Below are 20987 nucleotides of genomic sequence, written 5' to 3' on the forward strand. Positions count from 1 at the left end.
TTGGCACGCCCGATTCTTCGGGCATCAGACGACATGGCCCGCAATGGGCAGCACGATGTCGATCCGCGTCCCCGGCGGCTCATCGGCGCCGATCGTGATGTCGCCCTGCATGGCCCAGACCCGCTCGCGCATGCCGATCAGGCCCAGCGATTCGGCCTTGCCCATGTCTTGTGCGCGGATGCCCCGGCCGTCGTCCTGGATCGTCAGCAGCAGGTCGCCATTGGTGCGGTACAGGTTCACGCACACATGCTGCGCGCCGGCATGGCGCGCGATATTGGTCAGTGCCTCTTGCACGATGCGAAAGATGGCGGTGCTGGCCGCATCGTCCAGCCGCAATTCGGCTTCGTCGGCAAGGACAGTACAGGCGATGCCGTGGCGCTCGGTGAATTCGTCGCGCAAGCCCTGCAGTGCAAAATACAGGCCGCCTTCATCGAGGGCGCGCGGGCGCAGGTTGGTGGCAATCCGGCGCAGCGACGCGATGGCCGTGAGCAGGTTGCTTTCCATGCCGCCGAGCAGGGGTGTGCTGGCCTCGGGCAAGCGCTCGACACGCGCCAGCAGCGTGAGGTCCATGCGCAGCGAGGCGAGCAATTGCCCGAGGTCGTCGTGCAGCTCGCGCGCGATATGCGTGCGCTCTTCTTCGCGGATGCTTTGCAGTGCCGACGACAATTGGCGCAGCTGGTCGTGCGAGCGCGCCAGCGTTTGCTGGACCAGGTGGCGCTCGGACACATCGCGCAGGATCACCGTGTAGATCGGCCGGCCTTCGTGCTCGACGCTCGAGATCGATCCTTCGATGGGAAACCGTTCACCATCGCTGCGAATGCCCGTGACGGCGTAGTCGGTGGCGCGCCGGCCCGCGCGCCCGAGGCCGGCGGGAAAATAGTCGGGCGGGGTGCGGGCATCGGCGCCGGGTGCGAGGATGAAGCGCGCCAGCGGGCTGCCCTGCAGGCTGGCCACGCCCGTATCGAACATGCGGGCCGCCGCCGGATTGGCCAGCAGGATCGTGGTGTCGTGGCCGACCGACAGGATGGCGTCGCTGGCGCTGTGCAGGATGCGCCGGCTGTCGCAGGCGCGCGCGGCGCGCTGGTCGAGGCTGCGGTTGCGCCGCAGGTGCATCGTGCGCTGGAGTTTCATGCGGGCAGGGGCGAGAAGGCCACGGACGAGGGCCGGACCTTCTACACTACGCGCCCGCTCCGGCGGGGCCTTGAGAGGTCACAAGGCGCGCAATAGCACGCGCGCCCCGCAACGCTGTCACATCTGCTTGAACAGGTGCAAAAAACTGCGGCTGACTTCGAGTTTTTCAGGCCGGCCCTTGACCATCACGAGGTGACGGCCACGGATATCGCGCGTCACGCCTTCAATGGCATTGACGTTGACCAGCGTCGCGCGGTGGATTTGCCAGAACAGCGACGGATCGAGCTCGTCGGCCAGGTCACGCACTGGCTTGCGGATCAGCGCCTCGAAGCCGCTCGTCTGCACGCTGGTGTATTTTTCGTCGGAGCGGAAGAACAGGATGTCTTCGACGGGAATCATGCGCAGGTCCTGGCCGATGCTGGCTTGAATCCATTGCAGGTGCTTCGGCTTGGGCGAGGCGATCTTTTCGGCCAGCTGGCTCAGCATGGCGCTGACGCTGTCGTTCACATTGGCCTGCGGCCGCTCGAGGCGCTCTTTCAGGCGGTCAACCGTCACCCGCAAGCGGTCCGGCTCGGTGGGCTTGAGCACGTAGTCGATGGCGCCGCGTTCGAACGCTTCCACCGCGTACTGGTCGTAGGCGGTGACGAACACGACCAGGCTCTTGTCGCCGATGTCGCGCGCCGCTTCCATGCCGGTCTTGCCTGGCATGCGGATGTCCAGAAACGTCAGGTCAGGCTTGAGCTCGCCCACCAGCTGTACCGCCTCGTCACCATTCTTCGCTTCGCCGACGATCTGCAGTTCGGGCCAGGCATCCTGCAGGCGCATGCGCAGCTGGTCGCGCATCAGTCTTTCGTCATCGGCAATGATTGCGGTGGGCATGGTGGTCTCTTGAGCGTGTTGTTATGAAAATATGATTGAATGATTATTCAATGAAACTGATTTACAGGCAAGCTATCGATCGCCGCTGCCCGCCCGCCAGCTGATTACTTGGACAACTGATACGGCACTTCGATCGTCGTAATCACGCCGCTCGGGCTGTTGGCACCGATGTGCAGCCAGCCGGCCTCGCCATGCAGCAGCTTCAGGCGTTCGCGGATCGTTTGCAGGCCCAGGCCGGTGCCGTCGCTCGGCATCACGCCAAAGCCCACGCCGTCGTCGGCCACGGTCACGCGCAGGCGGCTGTCGACGACTTCGGCAACGATGTTCAGGGTGCCGCCTTCGGGTTTGCACTCCAGCCCGTGCTTGATGGCGTTTTCGACCATCGACTGCAGCATCATTGGCGGAAAGGCCGCGCTGCGCAGGCCGTCCGGCACACGCAGGTTGACGCTCAAGCGTTCTTCCATCCGCATTTTGAGAAGGTCCAGGTAGGCATTGACCATGTCGACCTCACGCCCCAGGCCCGTCACGACGGCGTTGTCGCGCATTTGCGGCAGCACCGCGCGCAGGTACTGGATCAGGCTGCGCTGCATGGCCGAGGCGCGCGGCGGGTCGACGCGGATCAGGTGCTCGACCGACGCCAGCGTGTTGAATAAAAAGTGCGGCTCGACCTGCGCCTGCATCATCTGCATTTTGGTTTCCATCAGCTGGCGCTGCATCGCCTCGCGCTCGGCGGCCGCGTTGGCCACCTGGGCTTCGGCATCGGCGCGCTTCTTGCCACCGACGAGCGCCTTGGTGCCGAACAGCGCCAGCAGCAACAGCACGACGAAGTTCATGAACCAGGTGGATGCCTGCTTGTGATAGCGCGACACTTTTTGCTCGGCGGCGTCTTCGACGGCGGCCTCGATGGCGTTCGACAATTCTTCGCCGATTTGCGGCGGCAGTTCGATGTGGACCGAGTCGCTGCCCGGCGAGATATTCACGGCGCCGGTGCTCGAGGAGGGCGCCGTCGCTGTTACTGGCGGGCCCGGTGGTGCGTCGGGCGTGTCCGGCACGGCGGGCACTGCGGGCGTTTCCGGTGTTGTTGCCGGTGCTGTTTCTGCCGGGCGCGTCCGGGTGCGGGGATTGAAGCGGATGCCGCTCTCGTCGATCAGGATGCTGGCGTCGCTGCGGCGGCCGGATTCGCGCTCGGCGCGGGCGATTTCTTCTTCGGCCGGGCCGTTGAACAATTCTTCCTGCAGGATGCCGGCGGCAGTCAAGGTCAGACCGGCAAAAAGAAGAAACTTCCACCATGACAGCTGGGTGACCCAGGTCGCCACGCCGTCGAAGGCGCGGTAGAGCCAGGACAGGGTGCCGGCCAGATGGTGCTGTGTCGTGCTGCGTGCTTGCATGGCGTTGTCGATCGTCGGATGATGTTGCATCGGCCCGAAACGGCGGCCGTTGGAATGATGCAACTTTAACGCGCCGTGCGCGCCAGGGCCAGTATCCTGCGACAGCCTGCACAAATCGGGGAATGGACGGGTGGGTGTTACGATTCGTTTAATTGGCCACATTGATTGCCGTAGGGTGGACGGCTATGCCGTCCACGCGTTCGACTCAAGTTAAATGTGTGGCGCAATCACGTTTGTTGAACGCGTGGACGGGGAACCCGTCCACCCTACAACGCATGTTGGCGATCCTTCAGGAACGCGCGCGCGGCGGCGGCCGACAGTGGCGCGCTGAACCATTGCCCCTGCATCTGGTCGCAGCCGTGGCTGCGCAAAAAGTCGACCTGCGCCTCGGTTTCCACCGCTTCGCCCACCACGGTGATATCGAGATTGTGCCCGATGTCGATCAGGGTCCTGGCGAGCGCACCCTTGCGGCCGTGCTCGGCGATGTCGTGCACGGCCTTGCGTGACAGTTTCACCTGGCGCACCGATAACTGCTGCAGGAACGCCAGATCGGAGATTCCTTGCCCGAACTGGTCCACCGACAGCATTGCGCCTGTCGCGCGCAGTTGCACCGAGAGGTCGCGCCCCAGGCCTGGATTGCGGATCAGGTCAGCTTCGGGGATCTCGATTTCGAGGCTCCCGGGCGGCAACCCGGCATCCTGCATGCGGCGGGCAATGCCGGCGATGAAATCGGGCCGGCTGTATTCGCGGTGCGTCACGTTCACCGCCACCGGCAGGCCGGCGTAACCGGCGCTGCGCAGGTCGCGCGCGAAGGCGCAGGCCTGGTCCAGCACCCAGCCGCCGATCTCGACAATTTGCCCGCTTTCTTCGGCTTCGGCCAGGAACGATGCCGGCAGCATCACGCCATGCTCGGGATGGCGCCAGCGCAGCAGGGCCTCAAACCCCCGCACCTTGCCGCTGCGCGCTTCCATCCGTGGCTGGAACAACAAAAACAATTGATCGTCGTCGAGCGCGCTGCGCATGCTGTCGGCTAGTGCGGCGCGCGCTTCGCTGACGTCGTGCATTTCGCGGGAATGGAAATGCACGCCGCCGCCATGGCGCTTGGCGCGGTGCATCGCCATGTCGGCAGCGCGGATCAGGTCGGCCGATGTCGCGCCATCGTGCGGGTAGGCCGCCACGCCCAGGCTCGCGCCCACGTCGATGTCGTTGCCGCCAAACGAGACCGGCATGATCAGCGCGCGGCGCAACCGCTCGACCATGCGCAGCGTGAAGCGCAAGGTCGGCTGGTCCACCAGCACCAGGACGAATTCATCGCCCGCCATGCGCGCCACCGTGTCGCTGTCGCGCACGGCTGCCTGCAGGCGCCGCGCCACGACCTTCAGCACGGCGTCGCCGGCATCGTGGCCGAACGTGTCGTTGATGGCCTTGAAACCGTCCAGGTCGATCAGCACCGCCGCCACCAGCGTCTGGTGGCGCTGCGCCAGGTGCAGAGCATGGTCGAGCCGGTCCCGCAACAGCGTGCGGCTGGCAAGGCCCGTCAGGCTGTCGTGATTGACGTCGGTCTCGACATGCTCGGCGCGCTGCTTGCTGGCCGTGACGTCGTTGATGATGCCGATAAAATGCGTGACCTTGCCATTGTCGTCGTGCACGGGCGTGATGTGCAGGTCGTTCCAGAACAGTTCGCCATTCTTGCGCAGGTTACGCAGCACGACGTGCACCGAGCGATGCTCGCGCAGCGCCCGCCGCATGCGGCTGCGCTCGTCGGCGTCCAGGCCGGGCGCCGCCATGAAGCGCGAATCGCGCCCGATGACTTCCTCGGCGCTGTAGCCGGTAATGCGTTCGAACGCGGGGTTAACGTATTCGATCAGGTGGTCGGGCCCCGTATCGTGGGCGATGATCACGCCGTTGCGCGCCGCATTGAGCGCGCGCCGGTACAGGGCCAGCTGGCGCTCGCGGGCGCGCTGGCGCGAAATGTCGATGCCCATGCCAAAGATGTACTGGCCGCCATTGCAGTCGATGCGCGCGCCGCGCAGCAGCATCGGCGTTTCGCGGCCACTGCGCGAGACGTAGTCGGTTTCCAGTGCGATTTCGGTATTGTTGTCGAACATGGCCTCAACCTGCCTGAGCGCGCCGGGCCGGTCGCGCGGGTCGAGCATGGCGATGCCGTTGGCGGCGGCAATTTCGTCCGGCATCATCTCGCACAACCGCTCGAGATTATGGTTCCACAGCAGGACGCGGCCCTCGCGGTTCATGATGTAGAAGGTGCCCGGCAGCAGGTCAACGACGGCAGACAGCGGCGTCGCGCCGAGCCGCTCGCCTTCCGACGCGCCGACAAAGGCCGGGGCGATGGTGATGCTGTAGCCAAGCGGGACGCCGTCGCGGCCAGTCTGCAGCACGAGGTGGAGGTTGGCAGGGCGGGGGCCCGCGCTTGTTCTAAGTGCGCTCTGGCTCTGACCGGCGCCTTGGATGGCCGTCCAGCTGGCGCCGTCGAGAAGGCTGTCGACCGGTTGGCCAATGACGTCGGCTGCAGCAGGGCCGAACAGCGCGGCGCACGCCGGGTTCCAACTGGTGATGGTGCCCGCTTGATCAGCCAGGAAACTGACCTGCTCGGCAGGGGCAAACGTTGACATGTCGGGCCGCCTCTCTCGCATCGCGTCGCGTTGGTTGCGCGCATGCTTTCAGCTTATACCCGTTCAACATCGTTGTCGCGCGGCGCGCGTTCGGCGTGCGCAGGGGTCTGCGCTCAGGTCAGGCGCTGCGGGTGGCTGTAGACGACGTGGCGACCGGCGCGCACGAAGCCGGCCAGCGTGACGCCGGCCGCATCGGCCAGGCGCACGGCCATGGCCGTCGGCGCCGAGATGGCGGCCAGCACGGCGATCCCGGCGCGCGCGGTCTTTTGTACCATCTCGAAACTGGCGCGGCTGGTCACGACGACGAAACCGCTATCGGCTGGCACGCCATCGTGCGCGATCGCGCCGATCAGTTTGTCGAGCGCATTGTGGCGGCCGACGTCTTCGCGCACGGTAAGCAGCGCGCCGTCGCGGTCGGCCCAGCTCGCCGCGTGCACCGCGCCCGTTGCCAGGTGCAGGTGCTGGCGCGCCGCCATCGCTGCCATTGCGCGGTGCAGCGCATCGGGCGCAAACTGCGCCGCCACGCCGTGCGCGCCGCCATCGCGGGCGTCCAGCAGGCCCGTTTCGCGCTCGAACCAGGCCAGGCTGTCCACGCCGCACAGGCCGCAACCGGTCTTGCCGGTGCGTGCACGCCGCGTTTCCTTCAGGCGCGCCATGGCGCCGGGTGCAATGTCCATCGACAGCGTGATGCCGTGCGGACCCGTCTCGATGGCGATGTCGCGGATGTCCGCCGCCTGGCGCACGATGCGTTCGGACAGTGAAAACCCCAGCGCGAAGTCTTCCAGGTCTTGGGGCGAAGCCAGCATCACGGCGTGGCTGATGCCGTTGTAGACGAGCGCCACCGGCACTTCCTCGGCCAGCACCTCAGCCAGCGCCTCGCTCGCGCCGGCCTGCCAGCAGGCCGCCGGCACGCTGCTGGCGACCGGATAATCCGGCCCGCCGTCACCGGGGAAGGGCGTGCGCGCGTTCATGCCACGCTCGGTGCCGCGCTCGTTGCCACTGAGTGACTGCGCTCGAGAAGCACATCGATGGCCTTGGCTGCCGGCACCTTGCTCTCCTTCGCGTGGTGCCACAGCGGAATCAGCGGATTGCATTCCGGGTAATATCCGGCGATGCAGCCGGACGGCACATCGTAGGGCACGATCTGCAAGCCTTCGACGCGGCGATTCACGCCATCGTCCGCATGCGTGCGCAGCGCCACGACGTCACCCTTGCCCAGGCCATAGCGTTCCATGTCCGCTGCGTTCATGAACAGCACCATGCGGCTGCCGTGCACGCCGCGGAAGCGGTCATCATTGCTGTAGATGGTCGTGTTGAACTGGCCGTCGCTGCGGATCGTAAACAGGCGCAGGATGTCGGGGCCGCCCGGCATGTTCGGGTTGCCCGGCAGTTCTTCGGGCACCGTGAATTCGGCCTTGCCGCTCTCGGTTTTCCAGATACGCTCGGCGGCGGCCAGTGGCTTGCGGTAGCCGCCCGGCGTCCACATGCGCTCGTTCAAGTCCTTGAAGATCTCGGGGAAGGTCACGCCCATCGCCTTGCGGATGACGCGGTAGTCGGCCACCCAGGCATCCCAGTTGACAGTGGGGTTGGGCGCCAGCGTCGCCTTGGCGATGCCGGCCACGATCGCCGGCTCGGACAGCAGGCCGGGCGCGGCCGGCTCGGTCATCCCGCGCGAACCGTGCATGTGCGACGTGCTGTCTTCGACCGACACCGACTGGTCGCCCGAACCCTGGCGATCAATCTCGATCCGGCCGAGGCATGGCAGCAGGTAAGCCGCCTTGCCGTGGATGACGTGGTTGCGGTTGAGCTTGGTAGCGATCTGCACCGTCAGCGGCAGTTCGCGCCAGGCCGCTTCCATCAGCACCGTTTCCGGCACGGCGCGCAGGAAATTGCCGCCCAGGCCGATGAAGCCCTGCAGGTCGCGCTTGATGATGGCTTCGCAGGCGTCGACCGTCGTCAGGCCCATGTCGCGCGGCGGCTCGAAGTTGAATTGTTCCTTGAGCTTGTCGAGCGGCGCCAGTTCGGGTTTTTCGGTGATGCCGACCGTGCGCTGGCCCTGCACGTTCGAGTGGCCGCGCACCGGGCAGATGCCGGCGCCCGGCTTGCCAATATTGCCGCGCAAGAGCAGCAGGTTGACCAGCATCGTCACGTTCTGCACGCCGTTGCGGTGCTGGGTCAGGCCCATGCCATACACGCCCAGCACCGCGCTTGACCTGGCATACACGCTCGCCGCTTCTTCGAGCGCCGCTTGCGACAGGCCCGCTTCGCGCTCGATGGCTTCCCATGAGCAGGCGCGCACGGCCTGTTCAAAGTCGTTGAAACCGTTGGTGTGTTCCTGGATGAACGCGATGTCGATCACGCGCTGCTCGCCGGCCGCCAGCGCCGCATCGTCAAGGGCGAAGATTGCCTTGCACATGCCCATGATGACGGCCGTGTCGCCACCTGGCTTGACCTGGTGGTACTGGGTCGAGATGGCCGTTTCTTGCCTGGTCAGCATTTCGAGTGGTGACTGCGGATTGGTGAAGCTCACCAGACCGCGCTCGCGCAGCGGGTTGAAGGTGATGATCGGCACGTTGCGCTTGCGCGCCTCCTGCAGCTGGTGCAGCATGCGCGGGCTGTTCACGCCTACATTCTGGCCGAAGAACAGGATGCAGTCGGTATCCTCGAAGTCGCTCAGCTGGACCGTGCCTACGCCTACGCCGATCGTCTTTTGCAAGCCGACCGACGTGCTTTCGTGGCACATGTTCGAGCTGTCCGGCAGGTTGTTGTTGCCGTACATGCGCGCCAGCAGCTGGTACATGTACGACGTTTCCAGCGAGGCGCGGCCCGATGCGTAGAACACGACCTGCTTCGGATCGAAGCCGCGCAGCGCGGCGCCGATCTCGCTGAAGGCCACGTCCCAGTCGACGGGCAGGTATTTGTCACTGGCGGCGTCGTAGCGCAGCGGCGTGGTCAGGCGGCCATGGTCTTCCAGCGCATGATCGCTCCAGCCTTCGAGCTCGGTCAGGGTATGGCGCTGGAAAAAGTCGGCGCCGATGGATTTGCTGGTGGTCTCCCAGGCGGTGGCCTTGGCGCCGCTGGAACAGAATTCGAAGGGATGCGGATTGGCCGGCTTGGCCCAGGCGCAGCTGACGCAGGCAAAGCCATCCGGCTTGTTTTGCTTGAGCAGCAAGCCCGTGTCTTTGACGACGACATTCTGGTCGGTCAGGATCGTGCTGACGTCGCCAACCGAACCCCAGCCGCCGGCCGGCATCGTCGCTTTGGTAATACGGACCTGCTTTTTCTCTTCGCTCATTGCTCGCTCCCGCTGATGGAATGGTTACCGTAACGTTCATGCAAGACGGCTTCGGTGCGCCTGCGCACATTCAGCGGTGATCACGGGGCAGGGGCGGGACAAGGCGGTTCAATCGGGTGTAAACGCAAAAACGTCATTTCCGCGCCGACAGGAATGACGTTTTAGTAGTTGCCGTGCGAAGCGGCAACAGCGAAAGTCGGGCTTACGCCGCGCGTTTACGCCGCGACGATCTCCTGCTTTTCCGGCAGGGCGATCTCGTTGTTGACGCTGAACTGGTAATCCTTGAACACATGCTCGGCGCTCAGGATCTGGTAGTTGCCATCGGCCAGCAGATGCGACGTGTCCTTCAGGCGGTACGTGTAATGGCCGCAGGTCCAGCAATTGAAGTTGCGCATGTGCGTGCACAGGCAAGTCTTGTCCATCACCGTGACTTTTTTCAGTTCCGGATGCGCCTGCACCTCGCGGTTGTAGGCATTGATGTACGAGCAGTTGCCGGTTGCATCGAGCAGATAGCCATACGATTCGCAGCCCGGGCGAATGCCCGAGCCGATTGCCGGCGTATTCTTGAGCATGCGCATCGGATAGCCGGTCGGCGAGATGCCATTGACTTCGATGTCTTCTTCGCTGGCACGGAAGTATTCCTGCTTGACGTCGTCGGGCAGGCCGCATTCGGTGGTCACGGTAAAGCGCGTGGCGACCTGGACGGCGCCTGCGCCTTTTTCGAGGAAGCTGACGGCATCCGAACCGGTGAACACGCCACCGGCGGCAATCACCGGGATGCCCAGCTGCTCGGCCTTCACGAACGCATGGATCTCGTCCATGATCGTGTGCAGGTCGTACTGCTTCCAGTCATCCATGCCGAAGCCCAGGTGGCCACCGGCCAGCGGACCTTCGACGATGATGAAGTCGGGCTTGCGGTCCAGGCGCGAGACTTTACGCAGGAACAGTTGCAGCGCGCGCACGGACGAGACGATGATGCCCAGGTGCGCATCGCGGAAACGCGGGTGATCCTTGATCAGCTCGAATGAACCGAGGTGCAGGCCGGCCGACAGCGTGATGCCGTCGATGCCGCCATCCAGCGCCGACGCCAGGCGCACGCGCAGTGTTTCCTTGGGCGCGTTCATGGTCAGCTTTTCCATGCAGTTCACGTAGATCAGGCCATCGCCTTTCTTCGCTTCCATGGTCGAGCTGACATGACGGCGCGTGGCCTCGGCCAGGTGATCCAGATCGAACTGGACCACGGCCTTGTTCATGTTGTTGATGTTGAACTTGTAGGTCTTGGTTTTTTCCTTGACGTACGTGGTGTCGAACTTGCGGTCGGACACGTCTTGCGACATTGCATCGGAGATATGGCCGATTCCGCCCAGGCGGGCTGCTTCCAGCGCCAGCTCGGACGTCGAAATGTCCACACCCATTCCGCCGATCATGATGGGCACGTATTCCTTGTTGCCCATGCGCAGGCGGAAATCATCAACACGTTTCATTGCTATCCTTAGACTACCTAATCTGCCCGGAGTGGCTGCGGTGCGTAGTAGTCGACCCCTGGTCGACGCACGGCGCCATTTTACTCCAAGCGTTACAAGGCTTCAGCGGACACATTGTCCACGGATCGCCCTGTGCCAGCGCCGGTCATGCCGGCCCGTTGCAACGCGCTGATACCGATCAGTCGCGGAAGTTGTTGAAGGCCAGCGGCAGGTCCTGCACGTCCTTGCGCAGCATGGCCATGGCCGTCTGCAGGTCGTCGCGCTTGGCGCCGGTGATGCGCACCGATTCGCCCTGGATGCTCGCTTGTACCTTCATCTTGCTTTCCTTGACCAGCTTGGTGATTTTTTTCGCGTCGTCGGTTTCGATACCGTTGCGCACCTTGATCACCAGCTTGACCTTGTCGCCGCCGATTTTCTCGACCTTGCCTTCGTCCAGAAAGCGTACGTCGACCTTGCGCTTGGCCATCTTGTTGATCAGGACGTCCTTGACCTGGGTCAGCTGAAAGTCGGAATCGGCAAACAGCGTCAGTTCCTTGTCTTTTTGCTCGACATTGGCCGAGCTGCCCTTGAAATCGAAACGGGTCGTGATTTCTTTGTTCGATTGTTCAACCGCGTTCTTTACTTCGACCATGTCTGCTTCGCAGACGACATCAAATGATGGCATGGGGTGTCCTTTTTATGTATTGCATGTAGATGAATCCCTCTATTTTAGCGGACGGCGACCCGAATCGCGACCGTTTCACCCGTGTGGAAAGCCGGCAATGCACGAACCACTATAATGAAACGACACTTTTACGCCGTTACATCATGCCTCTCATTCACGACCAGCCGCTCGACACGTTCAACACCTTCCGCATTCCCGCCCGCGCGCGCCACTACCTGCGCGTGGATGGCGCCGAACAACTGGCCGCGGTGCGTGCCGATCCGGCGCTGGCTGCCTTGCCGCGCCTGGTGCTTGGTGGCGGCAGCAATCTGCTGTTCACGCGCGACGTCGATGGCCTGGTGCTGCACATGACGGGGCAGGGCCGCGAGGTGCTGGGCGAAGAGGCCGGCAAGATCCTCGTGCGCGCCCAGGCCGGTGAAAACTGGCACGGCTTCGTGCGCTTTACGCTTGAGCAGGGCATCGGCGGGCTGGAAAACCTCTCGCTGATACCTGGCACCGTGGGCGCGGCGCCTATCCAGAATGTGGGGGCGTATGGCGTTGAAACCAAGGACGTATTCCATAGCCTCACCGCTTACGACATGGCCAGCGGCGCCACGCGCACGCTGGACGCGGCCGCCTGCCGCTTCGGCTACCGCGACAGCATCTTCAAGCATCCAGACGGCGCCAATCTCGTCGTGCTGGACGTGACCTTTGCACTGCCGCGCGCGTGGCAGCCAAACCTGCGCTACGCCGAACTGGGAAACGCGGTGCGCGACGCCGGCTTGACGGCGCCCACGCCGAACGACATCGGCCTGATGGTCGAAGCGATCCGTCGCCGCAAGCTGCCCGATCCGCGCGAGATCGGCAACGCAGGCAGCTTCTTCAAGAACCCGGTGGTATCAAACTCGGAATGTACGCGCCTGCTTGCGCAGTTCCCGACCCTGGTGCACCACACCCAGCCGGACGGCACGTTCAAGCTGGCGGCGGGCTGGCTGATCGACCAGTGCGGCTGGAAGGGCCGCCACCTGGGCGCGGCCGGCGTGTACCACAAGCAGGCGCTGGTGCTCGTCAACCTGGGCGGGGCCACGGGGCAGGACGTCGTCCGGCTGGCGGCAGCCATCCAGGCCGATGTGGCGGCGCGCTATGGCGTGATGTTGGAACCCGAACCCGTTTTCATCTAAGGAACGCTTCATGAAAAAAGTCATCGTCACCGGCCACACCCGTGGCCTTGGAGCCGCCATCGCGGCCGAACTGCAGTCGCGCGGCCTGGCCGTGCTGGGCCTGGCGCGCGGGCGCTCTGCGCTGGCCGGCATCGAACAGGCCGAAGTCGACATGGCCGATCCGGCCGCATTGCAGGCCTGGCTCGCCGGGCCGGCGCTGCGCGATTTTCTTGCGGGCGCCGATGCGGCGTATCTCGTCAATAACGCCGGCGTCGTCACGCCGGTGGGCTCGCTTGCCGCGCAGGATCCGGCAGCCGTGCTGCAGGCGGTGATGCTCAATGTCGGCGCGCCGCTGGCGCTGGCCGCGGCGTTCGTGCAGGCCGCGCCCGGGTCGACGCGGCGCATCCTGCACATTTCCAGCGGGGCAGGGCGCAATGCCTATCCTGGCTGGGCCGTGTACTGCGCGACGAAGGCGGCGCTCGACCAGCATGCGCGCGCGGTCCAGCTTGACGGCGATCCGCGGGTGCTGGAGGTCAGCCTGGCACCGGGCGTCATCGACACCGATATGCAGGCAGCGATCCGCGCGACGCCGGACGCCAACTTCCCGCTGCGCGAGCGCTTCGTCGAGCTGAAGGACACGGGCGGCTTGACCTCGCCCGAGGACTGCGCGCGCAATCTCGCCGATTATCTGCTCGCACCAGGTTTTGGCCGCCAAGCGGTCGACGATCTGCGCAACTGAAGGTCATCGCAAGTTCTTGTTGACGCGGGTGCGACACTTGTCGCATCATTGCGTCAAGCGTCACATTTGGCGTCACGTCAAGGATTGTTGCCATGGCCGTACCCTCGATTTCCGAACTTAGCCTCCTCAAGGCGTTATGGCGCCAGCAACCGCTCAGCGCGCGTGAAATCCACGATGCCGTCGAGGCCGAACTGGGCTGGTCGTATTCGTCCACCCGCAAGACGCTCGAACGCATGCTCGACAAAGGCATGGTGCGCCAGGAGCTGCGCCATGGCGTGCAGGTGTATGCGGCAGTCAGCGACAAGGTCGATACGCTGGCCGCGTTCGCCCATGACTTTGGCAAGCGCGTGATGGAGATCGACACGCCATTGCCGGTCAATATGTTCACCGGCAGCAAGCTGGTCGACGACGATGAACTCGCGCGCCTGGAGCAATTGCTCAACGACTGGCCGGTCGACAAGGACGCGGCGCCATGAACCTGCTCGACGCGACGCTCATCCGCTTCCTGTTCGCCAGCATCGGCTGCCTGGCCGCTGGCCTGTCCGTGTGGGGCGTGCTGGCAATCGCGCGGCGGTACCTGCCGGCGCTCGGCATGCAGCGCACTCCGTGGATGCTGGGGCAGGTCGCGCTTGCGGCCACCTTCATCATCCTGATGCTGCCGCAGGCGCAGCAACTTCACATGCTGCCCGTGTTCGACGTCGACCTGTCGCCCGCGACCGCCGGCGCGGTCGCGCTACCCGCCCGGGCGGCCGGTGCCACCAGCGCGTTGGCAGAACACCGATCGTGGCTGAGCTGGACCGCGTGGGCATGGGCGCTGGCTTACACGGGTGGTCTGCTGTGGATGCTTGTGCGCCTGTTCCATGGCCAGCGCGCGCTGGCGCAGTTGCTGCGCGCCGGTGCGCACCTGCCAGCGGACGCAGCATTGCCACCTGTTATCGAAGTCGACGCCCCCATCTCCCCGATGCTGGTCGGCCCGTTCCGGCCGCGCCTGCTCTTGCCGCTGGCCCTGCGCACGATCGATCCGCTGCAGCGGGACCTGATCATCGCCCACGAACTGACGCACTGGCGCCGGGGCGATCTATGGTGGCTCGCCGCCTGCGCGCTGCTCCAGGCGCTGTGCTGGTTCAATCCGGCGATGCGCCTGCTGCGCGCGCGCCTGGTCTGGGCCCAGGAGCTGGGCTGCGACCGCGACGTGCTGCGCGGCCGGCCGCAGGTCCAGCGCAAGGCGTATGCGGCCGCGCTGGTCGCGCAGTTGCGCTTTCAGTACCAGGCGGCGCCGGCCAATGCGCTGGCCTTCGGCGGCGTTGCGCCAGACACGCTGACCGCGCGCGTCGCATTGATCCGCACGCCGGTCCTCGCCCGGAATGCTGGCCGCGCCCGCTGCGCCGGCCTGGCTGCACTGGCGCTGGTGTTCGGCGCCAATCTGGCCCTGCAGCCAGCGCTGGCCTGGGGCAATGCGCCGGAAACGCTCGACTGCACGCTGATGCTCGATGCTGCCACAGGGGAGGTGCTGGTCGAAGAAGGGCGCTGCGACGTACGCACCACGCCGGTGTCGATCTTCAATATTGCCGTGAGCCTGATGGGATTTGATGCCGGCATCCTGCAGGACGCGCACACACCGGCGCTGCCGTTCAAGGCGGGCTATATCGACTGGCAGCCATCGTGGCGCGCCACCACCGATCCGACGAGCTGGATCCGCAATTCGACTGTCTGGTACGCGCAGCAGGTCACCAGCCGGCTGGGCGAACGCCGCGTACAGGATTACGTGGGCCGCTTCGACTACGGCAACCAGGACCTGACCGGCGGCGTCGATATCGCCTGGATCGCCTCGTCGCTGCAGGTCTCGCCACGTGAACAGGCCGCATTTCTGCGCAAGGTTGCCAACCGCGAACTGCCCGTCAGCGCGCACGCATTCGACATGACGGCGCAGCTGCTGCGCTTGCCCACGCTGGCGGATGGCTGGCAGGTGTACGGCAAGACCGGCACTGCCTCTGGTGATGGGGCCGGGGACAACAGCCGCGCGCTGGGCTGGTTCGTCGGCTGGGCCACCAGGGACGGGCGCACCGTCGTCTTCGCGCGCCAGACATTTGGCCCGCGCGACCCGGACCGCGCGGCCGGGCCGCTCCTGAAAGAACGCTTCCTGCGCGCGCTGCCGGGAAGGCTCGCCACGCTGTCACCGTCCACATAAGGAATCGTCATGATGAAACATACAAGCCTGGCACTCGCCGCGGCTGGCCTCGTCGCGTGCCTGCCACCAGCCGTCGCCAACGACTGGAACACGCCGCAGGAACCGTTTGCCCTTTACGGCAACACCTATTATGTCGGCACGCATGGGCTGTCGGCGGTCCTGATCACGTCGAACGAGGGGCACATCCTCATTGACGGCGGCAGCGACAAGTCGCCCGCGCAGATCGTGCGCAATATCCGCCAGCTCGGTTTCAAGGTCGAGGACATCCGCCTGATCCTCAGTTCGCACGAGCATATCGACCACGCCGGCGGCATCGCCGAGCTGCAGCGCCTGTCGGGGGCCGAGGTGCTCGCCGGCAGCGCCGCCGTTCCCGTGCTGCGCAGCGGCCAGGCCAGCAAGGGCGACCCGCAGTACACCAACCTGCCACCCATGGCGCCAATCGGGCGCGTGCGGGGTGTGGCCAACGGTGACGTCGTCAAGCTCGGCCCGCTGGCCGTGACGATGCACGCCACGCCCGGCCACACGCAGGGCGGCGCGAGCTGGACGTGGAACGCCGTCGAAGGCGGCCGGACGGCGCACATGGTGTACGCTGACAGCCTGAACGCCGTCGCGGCCGGACCATTCCGCTACCGTGGGCATCCGGCCTACCCAACGGCGCGCGCGGACCTCGAACGCTCGATCGCGACGGTCGCCGGCCTGCCGTGCGACGTGCTGGTCTCCGCGCACCCGGAAGGCAGCGACCTGTGGCAGCGCTACGCCAGGCGCGCTGCGCGGGGCCACGTCGCCTTCATCGACACCACCGCCTGCCGCACGTATGCCGACAAGGCGCGCGCGCGTCTTGCCGCACAACTGACCAAGGAAACAGACCAATGATCAAGCATGTTCTTGCACTCGTCCTGATGGCATCCGGCGCCGTCGCCCAGGCCACCGAATGGCGCGACAGCCCGGCCATCACGCAGCTGTTCAAGAAAGAGGGCGTGACGGGAACGTTCGTCGTGCACGACGTGGCCCAGGACACCAACACGGGCCACGACCGCCAGCGCGCCGCCAAGCGGTTCATCCCGGCGTCGACCTTCAAGCTCCCGAACTCGCTGATCGCACTGAGCACGGGCGCCGTGGCCTCGGTCGACGAGATCGTGCCGTACGGCGGCAAGCCGGTCGCCCGCCCCGAGTGGGCCCGGGACATGGGCTTGCGCGAAGCGATCAAAATCTCGAACGTGCCCGTCTACCAGGAAATCGCGCGGCGCATCGGCCTGGACCGCATGCGCAGCGCGCTCGTGCGCATGAATTACGGGAACATGGACACCGGCACGGTGGTCGACCGCTTCTGGCTCGATGGCCCGCTCGCCATCAGCGCGCTCGAACAGACGGTATTCCTGGCCAAGCTGGCGCAGGGGCAGCTGCCGTTCGAGAATGTGCACATGGACGCGGTGCGCGCGATTGCGCGCCAGGATGGCCCGGCCGAACTGTATGCGAAAACCGGCTGGGGCAAGCGGCCCGGCCAGCCCGATATCGGCTGGTGGGTCGGCTGGATCAAGAAGGATGGCAAGCTCTACACGTTCGCACTGAACATCGACATCCCGGACGGGGCGCCCGACAAGCGCGTGGCGCTGGCGAAAGCGGCGCTGCAGTCGCTGGGGCTGCTGTAGCATCGCCTCGCGCCGGCGTTCAGCCCTGGTCGGGCCAGTACAGGCGCATCGGATTGTCGACCAGCAGCTTGCGCTGAAATTCCAGCGTCGGCGCGATATGGGGGATGAAGTCGACCAGCAAGCCATCGTCCGGCATGTGCTCCTTCAGATTTGGGTGCGGCCAGTCGGTGCCCCACAGGACGCGATCGGGAAATTCCTCCACGATGCGGCGCGCGAACGGCACGACATCGCGATATGGGTGCGCTTCGCCATCGAGCGCCGGCGGCCCTGAAACCGACAACCGTTCCGGGCAGCTGACTTTCGACCAGACGTTCGGCTGGCCGCGCATGAAGTCGAGGAACAGCCCGAACTCCGGCCCGTCGACCGGCTTGCTGACGTCGGGCCGGCCCATATGGTCGACCACGACGATCGTCGGCAGCGCCGCGAACAGGTCGCGCAGGTCAGGCAGGTCTTGCGCTTCGAAATAAACGACCACATGCCAGCCGAAGCGGGCGACGCGGGTAGCAATCTCGAGCAGCTCGTCGGCCGGGGTCACGTCGACCAGGCGCTTGACGAAGTTGAACCGCACGCCGCGCACGCCGGCGTCGTGCAGGCGCGTCAGATCGTCATCGCTGATGTCGCGCCGCACGGTGGCCACGCCGCGTGCCCGGCCGCCAGCGGCCTGGCAGGCATCGACCAGCGCGCGGTTGTCGGCGCCGTGGCAGGTCGCCTGGACGATCACGTTGCGGGCAAAGCCCAGGTGGTCGCGCAGCGCGAACAGTGCCTCCTTGCCGGCGTCGCCCGGCGTGTACTTGCGCTCCGGCGCGAACGGGAACACGGCGGCCGGGCCGAACACGTGGCAGTGGGCGTCGACGGCGCCCGGCGGCAGGATGAAGTGCGGGGTGGCAGGGGCAGGGTGCGGCTCAAGCCAGCCCGGGGTGGTGGTGTGCATGGTCATGGCCTAGTCGATGTAGATGAGTCCAGCTTGGGCTAAAGCGCCGCGCATGTCGTACATGTCCAGCCCGAGTACGCCGGCGGCCAGCTTCGCGCGCTTGTCGGCTTCGAGCGCCTCGCGCTTGATGGCGGCGGCGGCCACGCGCACCACGTCGGCCGCCGGCACGACGACCACGCCATCCTCGTCGGCAACGACGGCATCACCGGGGCAGACGATCGCACCGGCGCACACCACTGGCACGTTCACCGAGCCGAGCGTGGCCTTGATCGTGCCCTTGGCGCTGATCGCACGGCTCCACACCGGAAAGCCCATGGCGGTCAGTTCGCGCACGTCGCGCACGCCCGCATCGATGATCAGGCCGCGTGCGCCGCGTGCCATGAAGCTGGTGGCCAGCAGGTCGCCGAAATAGCCATCGCTGCACTCGGCCGTGACGGCCGCCACGACAATGTCTCCGGGCTGGATCTGCTCGGCCGCAACGTGCATCATCCAGTTGTCGCCTGGCTGCAGCAACACCGTCACGGCGGTGCCGGCGGCCTGGCCCGGGTAGATCGGGCGCAGGTATGGCTTCATCAGGCCCATGCGGCCCATCGCCTCGTGCACGGTGGCGCTGCCGAGGCGGCCGAGCTGGTCGACCGCAGCGGCATCGGCGCGCACGATATGGCGTTTCACGATGCCCAGCTGCGTGTGCAGGGGCGGGGAGGTCATTGACGGGTTCATGTCACAGTCCTTTGGCGGCAAGCAGGGCATCCAGGCGCGGGTAGACGCGCCGGGCGTTGCCTTCGTAGATCTGGTCGCGTTCGGCGTGGCTCAGGTTGGCCGCATCGATATAGCGCCGCGTGTCATCGTAGTAGTGGCCGGTTTCCGGATCGATGCCGCGCACGGCGCCGATCATCTCCGACGCGAACAGCACGTTCTTGACCGGAATGACCCTGGTGAGCAGGTCGATGCCCGGCTGGTGGTAGACGCAGGTATCGAAGAACACATTGTTCAGCAGGTGGTCTTGCAGCAGGGGCTTCTGCATTTCCTGCGCCAGGCCCCGGTAGCGACCCCAGTGGTACGGCGCGGCCCCGCCGCCATGCGGGATGACGAATTTCAGCGTCGGGAAGTCGGCGAACAGGTCGCCGCTGAGCAGTTGCATGAACGCGGTCGTGTCGGCATTGATGTAGTGCGCGCCCGTCGTATGGAAGCACGCATTGCATGACGTCGATACGTGCACCATCGCCGGGATGTCGTGTTCGACCATCTTTTCATAGAGCGGATACCAGTGACGATCGGTCAGCGGCGGGCTGGTCCAGTGTCCCCCGGACGGGTCCGGGTTCAGGTTGATGGCGACGAAGCCGTATTCCTTCACGCAGCGTTCCAGCTCGGGAATGCAGGTCGCCGGGTCGACCCCGGGCGACTGCGGCAGCATGGCCGCGCCGATGAAGTGGTCCGGGAACAGCGTGCTCACGCGATGGCACAGCTCGTTGTTGATCGCGGCCCAGGTGGCGCTGGTCTGCGCGTTGCCGATGTGGTGGGCCATGAAGCTCGCGCGCGGCGAAAAGACCGTGAGGTCAATGCCCCTTTCCTGCATCTTGCTGAGCTGGTTGCCGATGATGCTTTCGCGCAACTCGTCGTCGCTGATGTGCAGTTCGCTCGCCGAGGGCGTCGAGCCGTCGGCCAGGCCGGTGATCTGGCGCTTGCGCCATGCTTCCAGCGCGGGCGGGGCCGTGGTGTAGTGGCCGTGAATATCGATGATCATGCTGTGGTTCCTTTTTGCCAGATCGAATGGGGCACCATGACGTCGCCGCGCATGATGAGGCGGGCTGTGCGCAGCAGCGCGGCCCGCACGACGTTGCGCGGATCGGCCGGATCGATGTCGAGTTCGACCGAAAACTCGCCGCTTGGGTGCTCGACCGAGAGCCGCCCGCCATCGGCAGGTGCGACAGCCAGATCATCGGCCACCGACCCGTCGAGCATGCAGGCGGTAGCCACGGTCACGGCGGCCAGGACGCCGATCGCATCGTGGCAGACGTGGGGAATGAAGCTGCGGGTGCTGATGCTGCCACCGTCACGCGGTGCGGCGATCAGCGTCATCTTGGGATAGTTCTTGCTGCTGACGTTGCCCAGGCCCATCGCGTGGCCGCACGCCAGGCGCAGCGCTTCGAGCCGTATGCGCAGCGCGGTGTCGGCGTTCAGGTCGGCCACGCTTTCATAGCCACTGCGCCCGAGCGCATCGGCGCGCACGATCACGAGCGGCATGCCGTTGTCGATGCAGGTCACGTCGACGCCATCGATGACGTCGCGCACGTTGCCGGTCGGGAGCAGGCTGGCGCAGACCGAGCCGGCCGTGTCGAGAAAGGCGATCTCGACCGGGGCGGCACTGCCGGGCACGCCGTCGATGCGGGCATCGCCTTCGTAGGCGACGCGCCCGCCCGGCGTCTGCACGGTCATGTCGCATTGCATGCCGGTGTTGAGCGTCAGTACACGCAAGGTGGTGGTGTCGCCCTGCGCTGCGGCCAGGCCCGTCTCGAGCGCGAACGGCGCCACGGCGGCCAGCATGTTGCCGCAGTTGGCGGTGCTGTCCACGCTGTCGCCGGCCGGTTGAATTTGGACGAACAGGAAGTCGAGGTCGACGCCGGGCGTCGTGCTTCTGCGCACGATGCCGGCCTTCGAGGTCAGCGGATGTGCGCCGCCCAGGCCGTCGATCTGGCGCGGGTCGGGGGAGCCGAGCACGGCCAGCAGGACACGGTCGCGTGTCGCGGTATCGGACGGCAGGTCGGCCTCGCAAAAGAACGGGCCACGCGAGCTGCCGCCGCGCATGAAGAGGGTAGGAATGGGTGTTTGCATGGGATGGATTGTGGCGTGCCTGTTCATCGCCGGACAGG

The 20987-nt window shown here is 65.7% G+C and carries 18 protein-coding genes; 6 read left to right on the top strand and 12 right to left on the bottom strand.

What is annotated here, in order from left to right; translation table 11 throughout:
* Window positions 1-24: 24 nt before the first annotated feature.
* From AC56LV_RS01425 to AC56LV_RS01460, 8 genes are all read right to left on the bottom strand, one after another.
* Entirely contained in the window at window positions 25-1131 is a 1107-nt protein-coding gene (locus AC56LV_RS01425; protein ID WP_499555466.1) for a PAS domain-containing sensor histidine kinase, read from the bottom strand.
* A 117-nt stretch (window positions 1132-1248) separates the two neighbouring features.
* Window positions 1249-2010 carry a LytR/AlgR family response regulator transcription factor gene (locus tag AC56LV_RS01430; protein WP_499555468.1) on the bottom strand — a complete coding sequence of 254 codons (762 nt, stop codon included), beginning with the start codon at window positions 2008-2010 and terminating at the stop codon, window positions 1249-1251.
* 104 nt (window positions 2011-2114) lie between these two features.
* Entirely contained in the window at window positions 2115-3398 is a 1284-nt protein-coding gene (locus AC56LV_RS01435; RefSeq protein WP_499555470.1) for a sensor histidine kinase, read from the bottom strand.
* A gap of 266 nt (window positions 3399-3664) precedes the next feature.
* A complete protein-coding gene (locus AC56LV_RS01440) occupies window positions 3665-6028 on the bottom strand; it encodes a putative bifunctional diguanylate cyclase/phosphodiesterase (protein ID WP_499555472.1) in 2364 nt (787 codons plus the stop codon).
* Window positions 6029-6141: 113 nt separating this feature from the next.
* On the bottom strand, window positions 6142-6999 hold the full coding sequence (gene fdhD, locus AC56LV_RS01445) for a formate dehydrogenase accessory sulfurtransferase FdhD (protein WP_499555474.1): 858 nt from the start codon (window positions 6997-6999) through the stop codon (window positions 6142-6144).
* Window positions 6996-9323 (bottom strand): FdhF/YdeP family oxidoreductase, encoded by a 2328-nt coding sequence (locus AC56LV_RS01450; RefSeq protein WP_499555476.1) that lies wholly within the window; start codon window positions 9321-9323, stop codon window positions 6996-6998. Before AC56LV_RS01450 ends, fdhD begins: the two co-directional genes overlap by 4 nt.
* Before the next feature lie 215 nt (window positions 9324-9538).
* On the bottom strand, window positions 9539-10807 hold the full coding sequence (locus AC56LV_RS01455) for a nitronate monooxygenase (RefSeq protein ID WP_499452917.1): 1269 nt from the start codon (window positions 10805-10807) through the stop codon (window positions 9539-9541).
* Between the two features lie 178 nt (window positions 10808-10985).
* Window positions 10986-11471 carry a YajQ family cyclic di-GMP-binding protein gene (locus AC56LV_RS01460; RefSeq protein WP_183550398.1) on the bottom strand — a complete coding sequence of 162 codons (486 nt, stop codon included), beginning with the start codon at window positions 11469-11471 and terminating at the stop codon, window positions 10986-10988.
* 143 nt (window positions 11472-11614) lie between these two features.
* On the opposite strand from AC56LV_RS01460, the gene murB reads away from it, so the two are divergent.
* The 6 genes from murB to blaOXA (AC56LV_RS01490) all read left to right on the top strand — a co-directional run bounded on the left by murB (window position 11615) and on the right by blaOXA (AC56LV_RS01490) (window position 17186).
* Window positions 11615-12631, top strand: a complete 1017-nt coding sequence (gene murB, locus AC56LV_RS01465) for a UDP-N-acetylmuramate dehydrogenase (protein ID WP_499555478.1) — start codon at window positions 11615-11617, stop codon at window positions 12629-12631.
* Between the two features lie 10 nt (window positions 12632-12641).
* Complete coding sequence (locus AC56LV_RS01470; RefSeq protein ID WP_499555480.1) at window positions 12642-13349, top strand: SDR family oxidoreductase; 708 nt, start codon at window positions 12642-12644, stop codon at window positions 13347-13349.
* Between the two features lie 92 nt (window positions 13350-13441).
* Window positions 13442-13825, top strand: a complete 384-nt coding sequence (locus AC56LV_RS01475; protein ID WP_258836062.1) for a BlaI/MecI/CopY family transcriptional regulator — start codon at window positions 13442-13444, stop codon at window positions 13823-13825.
* On the top strand, window positions 13822-15537 hold the full coding sequence (gene blaOXA, locus AC56LV_RS01480; RefSeq protein WP_499555482.1) for a class D beta-lactamase: 1716 nt from the start codon (window positions 13822-13824) through the stop codon (window positions 15535-15537). The genes AC56LV_RS01475 and blaOXA (AC56LV_RS01480) overlap by 4 nt, the downstream gene beginning before the upstream one ends.
* A 9-nt stretch (window positions 15538-15546) precedes the next feature.
* Window positions 15547-16410 carry a subclass B3 metallo-beta-lactamase gene (gene bla / locus AC56LV_RS01485; protein ID WP_499555484.1) on the top strand — a complete coding sequence of 288 codons (864 nt, stop codon included), beginning with the start codon at window positions 15547-15549 and terminating at the stop codon, window positions 16408-16410.
* Window positions 16410-17186 carry a class D beta-lactamase gene (blaOXA, locus tag AC56LV_RS01490; RefSeq protein WP_499556765.1) on the top strand — a complete coding sequence of 259 codons (777 nt, stop codon included), beginning with the start codon at window positions 16410-16412 and terminating at the stop codon, window positions 17184-17186. The genes bla and blaOXA (AC56LV_RS01490) overlap by 1 nt, the downstream gene beginning before the upstream one ends.
* 19 nt (window positions 17187-17205) lie before the next feature.
* On the opposite strand, the gene AC56LV_RS01495 is transcribed toward blaOXA (AC56LV_RS01490), so the two are convergent.
* The 4 genes from AC56LV_RS01495 to AC56LV_RS01510 are packed head-to-tail and all read right to left on the bottom strand — an operon-like array spanning window position 17206 to window position 20949.
* Entirely contained in the window at window positions 17206-18123 is a 918-nt protein-coding gene (locus AC56LV_RS01495; protein WP_499555486.1) for an amidohydrolase family protein, read from the bottom strand.
* A gap of 3 nt (window positions 18124-18126) precedes the next feature.
* Window positions 18127-18837, bottom strand: a complete 711-nt coding sequence (ligK, locus tag AC56LV_RS01500) for a 4-carboxy-4-hydroxy-2-oxoadipate aldolase/oxaloacetate decarboxylase (protein WP_499555488.1) — start codon at window positions 18835-18837, stop codon at window positions 18127-18129.
* 1 nt (window position 18838) lies between these two features.
* Window positions 18839-19861 (bottom strand): amidohydrolase family protein, encoded by a 1023-nt coding sequence (locus AC56LV_RS01505; protein ID WP_499555489.1) that lies wholly within the window; start codon window positions 19859-19861, stop codon window positions 18839-18841.
* Window positions 19858-20949: a 4-oxalomesaconate tautomerase gene (locus AC56LV_RS01510; RefSeq protein WP_499555491.1), complete on the bottom strand. Its 1092-nt coding sequence runs from the start codon at window positions 20947-20949 to the stop codon at window positions 19858-19860. Before AC56LV_RS01510 ends, AC56LV_RS01505 begins: the two co-directional genes overlap by 4 nt.
* Between the last annotated feature and the right edge of the window lie 38 nt (window positions 20950-20987).

Source organism: Telluria sp. RB2R28 (genome assembly GCF_059685835.1).